Below are 13,510 nucleotides of genomic sequence, written 5' to 3'. Positions count from 1 at the left end.
ATGAGCGTAAAAACTTGTTTCAAACGCTTTCAGGTCTGTAACAGGAAGGTTACCGGGCCATCATTGACCAGGTGCACCTGCATATCCGCGCCGAATCTACCTGATGCCACAGTGCCATGCACCTGTTTCGCTTTGCTTAATAGATAGTCGAACAACTCCTCGCCCAGCGCCGGAGGGGCCGCGGTCGAGAAACCCGGACGCAGCCCGCTTTTGGTATCGGCAGCCAGGGTGAACTGAGAGACCAGCAGCAGCCCGCCGCCCACATCCGCCAGGGACAGATTCATCTTGCCCTCGGCGTCACTGAATACCCGATAGTTAAGCAGTTTATTAAGAAGTTTGTCGGCGCTGGCCCGCGTATCGTCGGGCTCGACGGCTACCAGGACCAGCAATCCCTGATCGACGGCACCCACGATCTCGCCCGCGACCTCGACCCGCGCGCCGCGCACACGCTGTAGCAGACCCTTCATGCTTCTTCAGGCGGCAGGTCGAGCAGACGCCGGGCCATCTGATCGGCGGCGCGTACCAGCGCGTCGGTGATGCCCGGCTCGGAAGCGGCATGACCGGCATCGCGGATGACCTGCAGTTCGCTGTTCGGCCACGCTTGATGCAATTCCCAGGCGTTATCCAGCGGGCAGATAACGTCATAGCGACCATGGATGATCACGCCAGGCAAATGGGCGATCTTGCCCATGTCGCGAATCAGCTGGTTCTGCTCCAGGAAGGCATTGTTGGTGAAGTAGTGGCATTCGATGCGGGCAATCGACAACGCACGTTGTGGTTCGGAGAAGCGATCGACCACCAGCGGGTTGGGACGCAGGGTCGCGGTACGGCCCTCCCAGGTGGACCAGGCCTTGGCCGCGTGCATCTGGGCGATCTGGTCGTTGCCGACCAGGCGCTTGTGGAACGCGGTGAGCAAGTCGTCGCGCTCGTCCAGCGGGATCGGCGCGATGTAGTCCTGCCAGTAATCGGGGAACAGGCGGCTGGCGCCGGCCTGGTAGAACCATTCGATTTCCTGCGGGCGGCAGAGAAAGATCCCGCGCAGGATCAGGCCGTGTACCCGCTCAGGATGGGTTTGTGCGTAGGCCAGCGCCAGGGTCGAACCCCAGGAGCCGCCAAACAGCACCCACTTATCGATGCCCAGGTGCTGGCGAATCCGCTCGAGGTCGGCGACCAGGTCCCAGGTGGTGTTGTTTTCCAGGCTGGCGTGGGGGGTGGATCGACCGCAACCGCGCTGATCGAAGGTGACAATGCGATAGAGGTTTGGATCGAAGAAACAACGACTTTGGGCATCACATCCGGCGCCGGGGCCACCATGGATGAACACCACCGGCAAACCTTCCGGTGAACCGCTTTCGTCGACGTACAGGGTGTGGGTTTCGTCGACGGCCAGATCGTGCCGGGCGTGGGGTTTGATCTGCGGGTACAAAGTCTGCATTGCGCACTCCGTAAGGGGTCGAGGTCATCCCTGGGGGGACTTCTATTATTCTGCCGTCCGGCATCATAAACCCGAATTACGTCAATGAGCATGCCCGCGCGAAGTCAGAGTCTTTGCGCAAGATAACCAAACAGGGTTTCGTACAGTGCATCGACCTCGGTTACCTGCCCGCGGGCCCGCAAACAGCCATGGACCAAACCCTCGCCGACATACAGAGTGGCAATCACGCCCGCGGCATTCAGTCGCTCGGCATACAGCACGCCGTCATCACGCAACGGGTCGAATTGCGCCACCGCGATCAATGCCGGTGGCAGTCCACTGAAGTCCGTGGCGAGCAATGGCATGGCGCAGGCGCTCGGATGGCGGGTGCCTTGCAGGTAAAGCGCGTGATAGTAATCGACGTCACTGCTGCTGAGTAACGGCGCGTCGATGCACTCACTGCGCGACGGCAGCCGGTGATCGCCACCCAACCCCGGATAGATCAGCACCTGCGCGCACGGCAGCGGCTCACCGGCATCGCGTAGCGCCAGGCACAACGCCGCCGCCAGGTTGCCACCGGCACTGTCGCCGGCCACCAGCGTGCGCTCGGGGTCGAGTTTAAACGGCCCGGCGCGCAGTGCTCGCCACACCGTCAGGCAATCATCGAACGCGGCGGGAAACGGATGTTCCGGTGCCCGACGGTAATCGACGGCGATCACCCGTACACCGAGTGTCGATGCCCATTCGGCGCAGATGAAGTCGTGGGAATCGAGGTCCCCCACCACCCAGCCACCGCCATGCAAATAAACGATGCACGACGCACCGCTGGCCGGTGGCTGATAGGAACGAACCGCAACACCGTCCAACTCGAAATCGACCACCTGCAACCCGGCGGGACGTGCCGGGGTAAATGCCCGGCACATCTCGCTGTAGGCCTGGCGCAACCCGGTGATACTGCTGTCGGTACTGTTGAAACTCAGGGTTTTGTCGACGAAAGCCGTCATCTGTTTGGAAAGCGGGTATGGAGCCATGAGCCTGGTGCTCGTTCAGGGAAATGTGTGGGACCCACAGGACTTGATCAGACAGGGATCAGTTCTTCAGGCTGGCCTGAACCGTGGCCACGCCGTCCTTGCCATCGAAACTGCTGACACCCGCCAGCCAGCGCTGCAAGTCCTCGGGATGGTCACGCAGCCATTTTTTCGCGACATCCTGAGCCGTCTGGCGCTCCATGATCGGCACCATCAACTGGCTTTCCTGGGCGGCGGTGAACGTCAGGTTTTCCAGCAACCGATTGACGTTCGGGCAGCGCTGGGCGTAATCCGGTGCAGTCACGGTGGAGACCGTCGCGGCGCCTTCATTCGGTCCGTAGACGTCTTCGCTGCCGGTCAGATAGTCGATCTTCATGTTGATGTTCATCGGGTGCGGGGTCCAGCCGACGAACACCACGAACTCCTTGCGATTCACCGCCCGCTGAACGGCAGCGAGCATGCCGGCTTCACCGGACTCGATCAGTTTGAAGTCCTTGAGGCCAAAGCGATTGGTTTCGATCATGGTCTTGATCGTGGTGTTGGCGCCGCTGCCCGGCTCGATGCCGTAGATCTTGCCGCCGAGCTGATCCTTGAACTTCGCGATGTCGGCAAAGGTTTTCAGGCCCGCCGCTGCCACATAATCCGGGACCGCGAGGGTGGCCTGGGCATCGGCCAGGCTTGGCTTGTCCATGACCTTGACCTGATTGGCAGCCACGAAGGGCGCGATGTTTTTATCCATCGCCGGCTTCCAGTAGCCAAGGAAGATGTCCAGGCGCTTGTCGCGGATACCGGCGAAGATGATTTGCTGTACGGCGCTGGTTTGCTTGCTTTCGTAGCCCAGACCGTTGAGCAGCACATCGGCCATGCCGCTGGTGGCGATCACGTCGGTCCAGTTGACCACGCCCATACGCACGGTTTTGCAGGAGGCGTCGTCCGCGGCCATGGCGCCGGCGCCCAACAGAGCGGTGCCGCAGAAGATTGAGAGACAGCGGGTGAACAGACCTTTGGGGCTTGTCATAGTGAGCATTCTCGTGCGGCAGCGGATTATTGTCGGGGCGGTGTCTTTGTGCACCGTGGCCAGAACATTACGCAGCGGACGAGTGGTGAAAGCGACCTGTAGCGACCGTGTTTTGCACGGTGGCGACTGTCATGTGCAGATGTTGAGGCATATGAAAACCTGTGGGAGCGAGCTTGCTCCGGGCGGCGTTCCGACGATGAGGCCATAACATCCGACATTAATGTTGCCTGACAGTACGCCATCGCGAGTAAGCTCGCTCCCACAGGGTTTTGCGACAGTATTAACGGTTGTAGTGCTTCTCGCCCCAGGCCAGCAACCCTTGCAGCAACTCCTTCAACACCACCCGCGTCGGCTCCGCCAGGTCCGGGCGATAACGGAACGGCACAAACTCATCCATGTAGGTGCACTGCCCCAACTCCAGCTGCACCGCATGAATGTTTTCTGCCGGGTTACCGTAATGACGGGTGATGTGCCCGCCCTTGAAGCGCCCGTTGAGTACGTGGGTGTAGTTGTCGTGAAGCGCGCAGATCGCTTCCAGACGGGTCGCAAGCTGTGGATCGCAACTGGCACCGTTAAAGGTGCCGAGGTTGAAGTCTGGCAGCTTGCCGTCGAACAGGTGCGGGATGATCGAGCGGATCGAGTGCGCATCGAACAGCAGCGCATAGCCGAACTCGGCTTTCAGCCGCGCCAGCTCCTGCTGCAAGGTGCTGTGGTACGGCGTCCAGATCTGCTCCAGATAAGTCGCACGTTCTTCTTTCGACGGCTCCAGCCCTTCACGGAACAACGGCACGCCGTCGAACAGCGTGGCCGGGTACAGGCCTGTGGTCGCGCCCACGTACAGCGGCTTGTCGTCGGATGGCCGGTTCAGGTCGATGACGAACCGCGAGTACTCGGCGGCCAGGGTGCTTGCACCCAGTTGCGCGGCGAAGTCGTAAAGCTGCGGGATATGCCAGTCGGTATCCGGCAGGCTTTTCGCGTCAGGGATCAACCCGGCTTCGACCGCAGGTGTCAGGCGCACGCCAGCGTGGGGCATGCTGATCAGCAGCGGTACGCGGCCTTGTTTGAAGTTCAGAACCTTATCCACAACAGATCTCCTACAGACTTGATTCGACGCCGTGGCGCACGACGCGTTTTTCCAGGTCGCCGCCCAGCCAGTAACACAGGTCGGCCGGACGATCGATTTGCCAGGCGACAAAATCCGCGACCTTGCCGACCTCCAGCGAACCATGGGTGTCAGCCATGCCCAGTGCGGTGGCGGCATGAATCGTCGCGCCGGCCAGGGCCTCTTCCGGGGTCATGCGCAAGCAGGTGCAAGCCATGTTCAGCATCAGGCGCAACGACAGTGCCGGCGAGGTGCCCGGGTTGAGGTCGCTGGCGATGGCGATCTTCACGCCGTGCTTGCGCAGGGCTTCCATCGGCGGCAATTGGGTTTCGCGCAGGAAGTAAAAGGCGCCGGGCAACAGCACCGCGACCGTCCCGGACTTGGCCATGGCAATGGCGTCGTCCTCGGTCATGAACTCCAGGTGATCGGCGGACAATGCGTGATAACGCGCCGCCAGGCTCGAGCCATGCAGCGACGACAACTGCTCGGCATGCAGCTTCACTGGCAGGCCCAGTTTCTGGGCGGTGATGAACACCCGCTCGACTTGTGCCGGGGAGAACGCCAGGTACTCGCAGAACGCGTCCACCGCATCGACCAGACCTTCGGCGGCCAGGGCCGGGAGCATGTCGGCGCAGATGTGATCGATATAGTCGTCAGCGCGACCCTTGTACTCCGGCGGCAAGGCGTGAGCCGCCAGGCAGGTGCTGCGCACGCTGACCGGCAGTTCGGCGCCGAGGCGACGGGCCACGCGCAACATCTTGCGTTCGTTGGCCAGGTCCAGGCCGTAGCCGGACTTGATTTCGATGCTGGTGACACCATCACGCATCAGGCTTTTCAGGCGCTTGGCGGCACTGGCGAACAGTTCATCTTCGCTGGCTGCGCGGGTGGCGCGCACGGTGCTGGCAATACCGCCACCGCTGGCGGCAATTTCCGCGTAGCTGACGCCTTGCAGGCGCTGTTCGAATTCACCGCTGCGGTTACCGCCGAACACCGTGTGAGTGTGGCAATCGATCAGGCCCGGCGTGACCCAGGCCCCACTCAAATCATTGACGGCCGGGTACTCGCCCGCCGGCAATTCACCGCGTGGGCCGATCCACTCAATGTGCGCTCCTGACGTCACGATGGCCGCGTCCTCGATGATCGAGTAGACGCCTTGTGCCATGGTTGCGACGTGACAGTGTTGCCAGAGAGTTTTCATCCGTGGCCTCCATTAGGTTATCGATGAGAAAAAACAGGGTCCTGTGTCACCAGGGCTGCCTGGCCCGCCGCCGGTTTCACCCACGTCAGGTAGGCCAGCACCAGCAACACGATCCAGACCACGCCGACGATCAGCGCTGCCTGGGTGTCCGGGAAATAGCCCAGCACGCCGAAGATGAACAGCATGAAGACAATCGCCGCCGCTGGCGCATAAGGCCACAGCGGTACCGGGAATTTCAGTTGTGCCACCTGCTCGGCGCTCATGGACCGGCGCATGGCCACCTGGGTCACCAGAATCATCAGCCAGACCCACACCGTGGCAAAGGTCGCGATGGAAGCGATCAACAGGAACACGTTTTCCGGAATCAGGTAATTCAGCAACACACCCAGCAACAGCGCGGCACTCATCACCACCACCGTCATCCATGGCACGCCATTGCGCGACAGGCGGGCGAAACCCTTGGGTGCATGCCCTTGCTGGGCCAGGCCGAACATCATGCGGCCAGCGCCGAAGATGTCACTGTTGATCGCCGAAATCGCCGCCGTGATCACCACGATATTGAGGATGGTGGCCGCCGAGCTGATCCCCAGCTTGTCGAAAATCTGCACGAACGGGCTGCCCTGGCTGCCGATCTGCTGCCATGGAAAGATCGACATCAGCACCAGCATCGTCAGCACGTAGAACAGCAGGATCCGCAACGGTACGGCATTGATCGCCCGGGGCAGCACATGCTGCGGATCCTTGGCTTCACCTGCCGTTACGCCGATGATTTCAATACCGCCAAACGCAAACATCACTACCGCGAACGAAGCGATCAGACCGCCCATGCCATTGGGCATGAAACCGCCGTGGTTCCAGAGGTTGCTGATGTCGGTCGCCTGGCCTGGGGCCGAGCTGATGCCGAACCACATGATGCCGAAACCGCCCAGGATCATCGCGACGATGGCCGCGACCTTGAGCAGCGACAGCCAGAACTCCATTTCACCGAAGACTTTGACGTTGCACAGGTTCAGGCCGCCAACGATGGAAACGACACCCAGCACCCAGATCCAGCGGGAAACCTCCGGGAACCAGAAGCCCATGTAAATACCGAATGCCGTGACGTCGGCCATGCCGACGATGACCATTTCGAATGCGTAGGTCCAACCGAGGATGAAGCCTGCCATCGGCCCCAGGTAGGTGCTGGCGTACTGGCCGAAAGAGCCGGCCACCGGGTTGTGCACCGCCATCTCACCGAGGGCGCGCATGACCATGAACACCGCCGCGCCGCCGATCAGGTAAGCGAGCAGTACCGCAGGCCCGGCCATTTGAATGGCCGAGGCAGATCCATAAAACAGCCCGGTGCCGATTGCCGACCCCAGCGCCATGAAGCGAATATGTCGGGCAGAGAGCCCGCGTTTCAAACCTTTTTCTGGCTGTTGCATTTCTCGTCCCTAATTATTGTTATTCGACGCTAAATCGAATCGCTGGCAAGCCAGCTCCTACAGGTTCAACGCGATCCATGTGGGAGCGGCGGTGCGACGATTCGACTTGCTCGCGAAGGGGCAATTACAGGCTAGGCAGCAACTTCGCCGTTACCAGTTCGTTCAGGCAACGCGAGGCCAACAATTCAGACGCCGCATTGATGTCCGGCGCAAAGAACCGGTCCTTCTCATAGAAAGGCACGTCGGCACGCAGGATGGCACGGGCCTTTTCCAGCTTTGGCGAAGTCTTAAGGCCGTTGCGCAGGTCCAGGCCCTGCACTGCCGCCAGCCATTCCACCGCGAGAATCCCACGGGTGTTCTCGGCCATTTCCCACAGACGCTTGCCAGCCGCTGGAGCCATGGAAACGTGGTCTTCCTGGTTGGCGGAAGTCGGCAGGCTGTCCACCGAATGCGGATGGGACAATGCCTTGTTCTCGCTGGCCAGTGCCGCAGCGGTCACCTGGGCGATCATGAAGCCGGAGTTCACGCCACCGTTGGCCACCAGGAACGGCGGCAGTTGCGACATGTGCTTGTCCATCATCAGCGAGATACGGCGCTCGCTCAGGGAGCCGATTTCGGCGATGGCCAGCGCCATGTTGTCAGCGGCCATGGCCACTGGTTCTGCGTGGAAGTTGCCACCGGAGATCACGTCACCTTCAGCGGCGAACACCAACGGGTTGTCGGAAACGGCGTTGGCTTCGATCGCCAGTACTTCGGCCGCTTGACGGAACTGGGTCAGGCAGGCGCCCATGACTTGTGGCTGGCAGCGCAGGGAGTACGGGTCTTGTACCTTCTCGCAGTTTTCGTGGGAGTCGGACACTTCGCTGCGCTCGCCCAGCAGGTCGCGGTAAGCGGCGGCGGCGTCGATCTGGCCTTTCTGGCCACGGGCAGCGTGGATGCGGGCGTCGAACGGCGAACGCGAACCCAGGACCGCTTCAACGGTCAGGCCGCCCAGGGCCAAGGCACCGGCGAACAGGTCTTCGCCTTCAAACAGGCCACGCAAGGCGAAAGCGGTGGACACCTGAGTGCCGTTGAGCAGCGCCAGGCCTTCTTTCGCGGCCAGGGTCAGCGGGGTCAGACCTGCAACTTTCAGCGCTTCGGTGGCTTCCATCCACTCGCCTTTGTAGCGTGCCTTGCCTTCGCCCAGCAGCACCAGGGACATATGGGCCAGAGGCGCCAGGTCACCGGAAGCACCGACCGAACCTTTCAATGGAATGTGCGGGTACACCTCGGCGTTGATCAGGGCGATCAGCGCGTCGATCACCACGCGGCGGATGCCAGAGAACCCACGGCTCAGACTGTTGACCTTGAGCACCATGATCAGTCGCACCAGCTCATCGCTGATCGGCTGGCCGACACCGGCGGCGTGGGACAGCACCAGCGAGCGTTGCAGGTTTTCCAGGTCTTCGCTGGCGATGCGGGTCGAGGCCAGCAGGCCGAAACCGGTGTTGATGCCATAGGCGGTGCGATTCTCGGCGAGGATCTGTTCCACGCAGGCAACGCTGGCTTCGATCTGGGCCGAGGCGCTGTGGTCGAGGGTCAGTTTCACCGGCTGCTGATAGACGTCACGCAGTTGGGCGAGGCTCAGTTGGCCGGGAATCAGGTTTAGCGCAGTCATTTTGTGCTCCTTTTGAGAGTTGTTGTTAACTCACCAGACGCTCCGGAGATGTCCGTTGTCCGTCGCGTCTGCCTTTTGGGGAGCCGCGCCTTGGCACGCTGGTGTTGTTGAAATCAGTTCAGGTTGGGAAAAGTGTTGTGCAGCAAAGTCGGGTCTTTCAATACAGCGGCAGCGGCGACGATGTCCGGTGCCAACCAGCGATCCTGGTCGTAGGGGGCAACATGCTCGCGCAGCAGACGCCAGGCCGCATCGGTGCCGGCGCCGAAGCGTTGTTCTTTCAAAAATTCAAACGCCTGGGCTGCCAGCAAATACTCGATGGCGAGGATCTGCGTGCAGTTTTCGAGCGCGCGGTGCAGCTTCAGCGCGGCGTTGGTGCCCAGGCTCAGGTGATCTTCCTGCAGGCCCGACGTCACGAAGTTATCCAGCACCGCCGGTTGTGCCAGTTGACGATTTTCCGCGCACAGCGAAGCGGCGACGTATTGCACGATCATCATCCCGGAGTTCACCCCCGGGTTGGCCACCAGGAAGGCCGGCAGGCCACTGACGTGCGGGTTGATCAAACGGTCCAGGCGACGCTCGGCGATGGAGCCGATTTCCGCCATGGCAATCGCCAGCAGGTCCGCCGCCATTGCCACGGACTGGCCGTGGGGGTTGGCTTGGGACACCACGCGATAGCTGTCCGCAGTACCCAGCACCAGCGGGTTATCGGTGGTGCCGTTGAGTTCGGTTTCGATCTGTTTGCTCGCGTGTACCAATTGGTCGCGAGCGGCGCCGTGCACCTGCGGGATCGAGCGGATGCTCAGGGCGTCCTGGGTACGGATGCCTTTGCTCTGGGCAATCACTTCGCTGCCGTCGAGCAAGGCCCGCAGGTTGTTCCCGACCTGTTGCATGCCAGGGTGCGGCTTGAGCGCGATGATCTCGGCATCGAAGGCGTCGATCTGCCCTCGCTGGGCCTCGAAGCTCATGGCACCGATCACGTCGGCCCATTCCAGCAGGCGCGTGGCATCGGCAATCGCCAGGCAGCTCAAGCCGGTCATGCACGGCGTACCGTTGACCAGGCACAAACCGTCCTTGGCACCAAGCTTGACCGGTTGCAGGCCTTCTTCGGCCAGCGCTTGCTGCGCGGAAACGACCTGGCCGCGATAGCTGACATTGCCAACGCCCAACAGCGCGATGCCGATGTGCGCCATGTGGGTCAGGTAGCCCACGGAACCCTGGGACGGCACTTGCGGCGTGATGCCACGGTTGAGCAGGGCCAGCAGGGCTTCGACGACCTGACGGTGCAGGCCGGATTTACCGTGGCTGTAGTTGACGACGGCGGCGCACATGATCGAGCGGGTCTGCTCGTTGGTCAGTGGCGCGCCAACGCCACAGGCGTGGCTGAGCAAGGTGTTGCGCGACAACTGGCTGAGTTGTTCGTCCTGCAGCGAGACGTTGCACAGCGCGCCCAGGCCGGTGTTGATGCCGTAGGCACGTTCGCCACTGGTAACGATGCGCTGGACGATGGCCTGCGCGTTTTCGATGCGCGCCCAGATCGGTGCCGACAGTTCAAGCTGTGCGCCATGACGAGCAACGGCGACCACGTCCTGCCAACTGACCTGCGCCTCGGTGATAACGATTTTTTCAGCCTGGGACATCTTCAACCTCATCTAAATAAAATCAAAAGATCGCAGCCTTCGGCAGCTCCTACACCGAGTACGGCTCACTTCTGTAGGAGCTGCCGCAGGCTGCGATCTTTTAGAGCCTTAAACCACCGCCGCCCGACGCTGCACAAAGCGGTCTACATACTCATCCGCCGGCGAATGCAGGATCTCTCGTGGCGTGCCGACCTGAATCAGGCGGCCATCCTTGAGGATCGCGATGCGGTTGCCGATGCGCACGGCCTCGTCGAGGTCGTGGGTGATGAAGACGATGGTCTTGTGCAGGGTCTTTTGCAGCTCCAGCAACTGGTCCTGCATCTCGGCGCGGATCAGCGGGTCGAGGGCGCTGAACGCTTCGTCCATCAGGATGATGTCGGTGTCCGCCGCCAGGGCGCGGGCCAGGCCCACACGCTGGCGCATGCCGCCGGAGAGCTGGTGCGGGTATTTGTTTTCGTAGCCCTTGAGGCCCACGGTGTTGATCCAGTGCAGCGCACGCTCGGCACACATGGCTTTGCTTTCGCCACGGATTTTCAGGCCGTAGGCGACGTTGTCCAGCACGCTCTTGTGCGGCAACAGGCCGAAGCTCTGGAACACCATGCTGATCTTGCGCCGACGAAATTCGCGCAGGGCTTCCATGTCGTATTGCAGGATGTCCACGCCGTCCACCAGGATCGCACCGCTGGTCGGGTCGATCAGGCGGTTGAAGTGGCGGACCAGGGTCGACTTGCCGGAACCCGACAGGCCCATGATCACGAAGATCTCGCCGCTGCCGATGCTCAGCGACAGGTCGTTTACGCCGACCACGCAGCCGGTTTCGGCCAGCACCTGGTCCTTGGTCTTGCCCTGGCCGACCATGGCCAGGGCGTCCTTGGCACGGTTGCCGAAAATCTTGAAGACGTTCTTGACTTCGATCTTGCTCACGGTTGCGTTGTTCATTTGCTCACCTCATGCCGTGCGCGACCGTACGCCTGTGTAATGCGGTCGATCACCACAGCCAGAATCACGATCGCCAGACCGGCTTCAAGGCCACGTCCGACGTTGAGGGTCTGAATCCCCACCAGCACGTCTTCACCCAGGCCACGGGCACCGATCATCGAGGCGATCACCACCATCGAAAGGGCCATCATGGTGGTCTGGTTGATCCCGGCCATGATGCTCGGCAGGGCCAGCGGCAGTTGCACGCCGAACAGTTGCTGCCAGCGGTTGGCACCGAAGGCGTTGATCGCTTCCATCACTTCGCCGTCGACCTGGCGAATGCCCAGATCGGTCAAGCGGATCAGCGGCGGCGCGGCGTAGATCACCGTGGCGAAAATCGCCGGGACCTTGCCCAGGCCAAACAGCATCAGCACCGGGATCAGGTACACGAAGCTCGGCATGGTCTGCATGATGTCCAGCAACGGCATCAGTATCGAACGCAGGCGATTGCTGCGCGCCGAGAGAATGCCCAGCGGAATGCCGATCAACACCGAAATGATCGTCGCCACCATCATCAGCGCCAGGGTCTGCATCAGTTTGTCCCAGAGGCCGACCGCTCCCACCAGGAACAGCAAACCAACGATGACGGCAGTGGTCACGACCTTGCGGGTCGCATGCCAGGCCACACCGGCCACGATCGCCAGCATCAGCCACCAGGGTGCGGCACGCAGCAGGCCTTCAAGATTGACGATGGCCCACAACAGGGTGTCGGAGATGTGCCGGAACACGTCGCCGTAGTTGGTGACCAGCGAATCGACCCAACCGTTGACCCAGTCGGCGATGGAAAAGGTAAAGCTTTCGGGAAACATAAGAGACTCTCAATCAAGGGGTTGCGATCAAGCATCCGACTGCCGTTGCCGACAGCCGGAGAAGCTCGACCTACAAGGCCGCGTCGATTTTCTTGGCTGCGTCTTCGCTCACCCATGCGTGCCAGACTTCAGGATGTTCCTTCAGGAAGATCTTGGCCAGTTTTGGTGATTCGATCCGCTCTTTGGTCATGCGCCCAAGGTTCTGGTTCAGCAGGTCGATCGGCACGTTGACCTTTTCCAGCACGGCCACCAGCTCCGGGGCTTCGTCGTGGAAAGTCTTGGACAGGCCGACCTTGATATCCACGGTCTTGTTCACGCCTGGTTTCTCTTCGAGTTTCACCGCGTCGATCTGGCCCATCAGCGGCGTTGGCGACCAGTAGTAGAACAGGATCGGCTCGCCACGCTTGTAGCTCGACAGCACCGCGGCATCCAGCGCCGGGCCGGTGCCTGGGCGGAAATTGGTGTAGGTGCTTTCCAGGCCGTAGCTCTTGAGCATTTCGCTGTTGTCCAGCTCACAGGTCCAACCGGCCGGGCAGTTGTAGAAACGCCCCTTGGACGGCTCTTCGGCGTCCTTGAAGATCGCCGAGTATTTGCCCAGGTCAGCAATGTTTTTCAGGTCCGGAGCCTTGGCTTCCAGCTTGCGCTTGGCGTCGCCTTCGATCACGTAGCGCGGCACGTACCAGCCTTCGATCGCGCCAACCACCGGCGCGCCGACACCGACGACCTTGCCGGCCTTCTCGGCCTTGTTCCAGACTTCGCTGCGGCCGACCCATTCTTCGGCAAACACTTGAATATCGTTACTGCTCAGGGCGTTTTCCATGGTGATGGAGTTGCCCGGCAGGCTGTCGGTCTTGCAGTCGTAGCCTTTCTCCAACACGACTTGCATCACGTCGGTCAGCAGCATGGCGCTTTCCCAGTTCAAACCGGCGAACTTCACCGGTTTGCCCGACTCGCACCAACCCGCCGCCTGAGTGGCGCCAGCGCTGGCCAGCAGGCCCATGGAAAGCAATGTGGTCAGCAGGGTCTTGTTCGATTTCATTGTTGTGACGCTCCTAATCATGAATTGGCTTACGGCAGTCAAGAGGCATCCAGCCCTGTCCACGTCCAATCAGGCCTGCGCCGCAGCGCGACCGACTTCGCTTGTTGTTAGGTCTGCAACGTCGTGATCTCTGTAGGAGCTGCCGCAGGCTGCGATTAAAAGATCAAGATCAAAAGATCGCAGCCTGCGGCAGCTCCTACAGAGCA

The 13,510-nt window shown here is 61.3% G+C and carries 12 protein-coding genes; all 12 read right to left on the bottom strand.

Features of this window, described 5'->3' with window-relative positions; genetic code table 11:
• Positions 1-29 precede the first annotated feature (29 nt).
• A complete protein-coding gene (gene dtd, locus ACMDB8_RS01280) occupies positions 30-467 on the bottom strand; it encodes a D-aminoacyl-tRNA deacylase (RefSeq protein ID WP_008047807.1) in 438 nt (145 codons plus the stop codon).
• Positions 464-1,435, bottom strand: coding sequence for a prolyl aminopeptidase (gene pip / locus ACMDB8_RS01275; protein WP_056725745.1), 972 nt, complete (start codon positions 1,433-1,435; stop codon positions 464-466). Before pip ends, dtd begins: the two co-directional genes overlap by 4 nt.
• 104 nt (positions 1,436-1,539) lie before the next feature.
• Positions 1,540-2,445, bottom strand: a complete 906-nt coding sequence (locus ACMDB8_RS01270; protein WP_056725747.1) for an alpha/beta hydrolase — start codon at positions 2,443-2,445, stop codon at positions 1,540-1,542.
• A gap of 58 nt (positions 2,446-2,503) precedes the next feature.
• A complete protein-coding gene (locus ACMDB8_RS01265; RefSeq protein WP_409078528.1) occupies positions 2,504-3,460 on the bottom strand; it encodes a choline ABC transporter substrate-binding protein in 957 nt (318 codons plus the stop codon).
• A 280-nt stretch (positions 3,461-3,740) separates the two neighbouring features.
• Positions 3,741-4,544, bottom strand: a complete 804-nt coding sequence (gene hutG, locus ACMDB8_RS01260; protein WP_056725750.1) for an N-formylglutamate deformylase — start codon at positions 4,542-4,544, stop codon at positions 3,741-3,743.
• A 10-nt stretch (positions 4,545-4,554) separates the two neighbouring features.
• Entirely contained in the window at positions 4,555-5,760 is a 1,206-nt protein-coding gene (gene hutI / locus ACMDB8_RS01255; protein ID WP_409078527.1) for an imidazolonepropionase, read from the bottom strand.
• Between the two features lie 17 nt (positions 5,761-5,777).
• Complete coding sequence (locus tag ACMDB8_RS01250; RefSeq protein WP_056725755.1) at positions 5,778-7,184, bottom strand: amino acid permease; 1,407 nt, start codon at positions 7,182-7,184, stop codon at positions 5,778-5,780.
• A 124-nt stretch (positions 7,185-7,308) separates the two neighbouring features.
• Positions 7,309-8,841, bottom strand: a complete 1,533-nt coding sequence (hutH, locus tag ACMDB8_RS01245; RefSeq protein ID WP_409078526.1) for a histidine ammonia-lyase — start codon at positions 8,839-8,841, stop codon at positions 7,309-7,311.
• A gap of 113 nt (positions 8,842-8,954) precedes the next feature.
• Positions 8,955-10,478 carry a histidine ammonia-lyase gene (hutH, locus tag ACMDB8_RS01240; protein WP_409078525.1) on the bottom strand — a complete coding sequence of 508 codons (1,524 nt, stop codon included), beginning with the start codon at positions 10,476-10,478 and terminating at the stop codon, positions 8,955-8,957.
• A 108-nt stretch (positions 10,479-10,586) separates the two neighbouring features.
• Entirely contained in the window at positions 10,587-11,417 is an 831-nt protein-coding gene (locus ACMDB8_RS01235) for a quaternary amine ABC transporter ATP-binding protein (protein ID WP_007975542.1), read from the bottom strand.
• Entirely contained in the window at positions 11,414-12,265 is an 852-nt protein-coding gene (locus ACMDB8_RS01230; protein WP_046039591.1) for an ABC transporter permease, read from the bottom strand. Before ACMDB8_RS01230 ends, ACMDB8_RS01235 begins: the two co-directional genes overlap by 4 nt.
• A 70-nt stretch (positions 12,266-12,335) precedes the next feature.
• Positions 12,336-13,304, bottom strand: coding sequence for an ABC transporter substrate-binding protein (locus ACMDB8_RS01225; RefSeq protein WP_056725760.1), 969 nt, complete (start codon positions 13,302-13,304; stop codon positions 12,336-12,338).
• Between the last annotated feature and the right edge of the window lie 206 nt (positions 13,305-13,510).

It is taken from the genome of Pseudomonas monachiensis (assembly GCF_047345015.1).
In the GTDB taxonomy this organism is placed as follows: Bacteria; Pseudomonadota; Gammaproteobacteria; order Pseudomonadales; family Pseudomonadaceae; genus Aquipseudomonas; species Aquipseudomonas monachiensis.
Note: the sequence above shows the minus strand (reverse complement) of the source record. Positions and strands in the feature narration are given on the sequence as shown.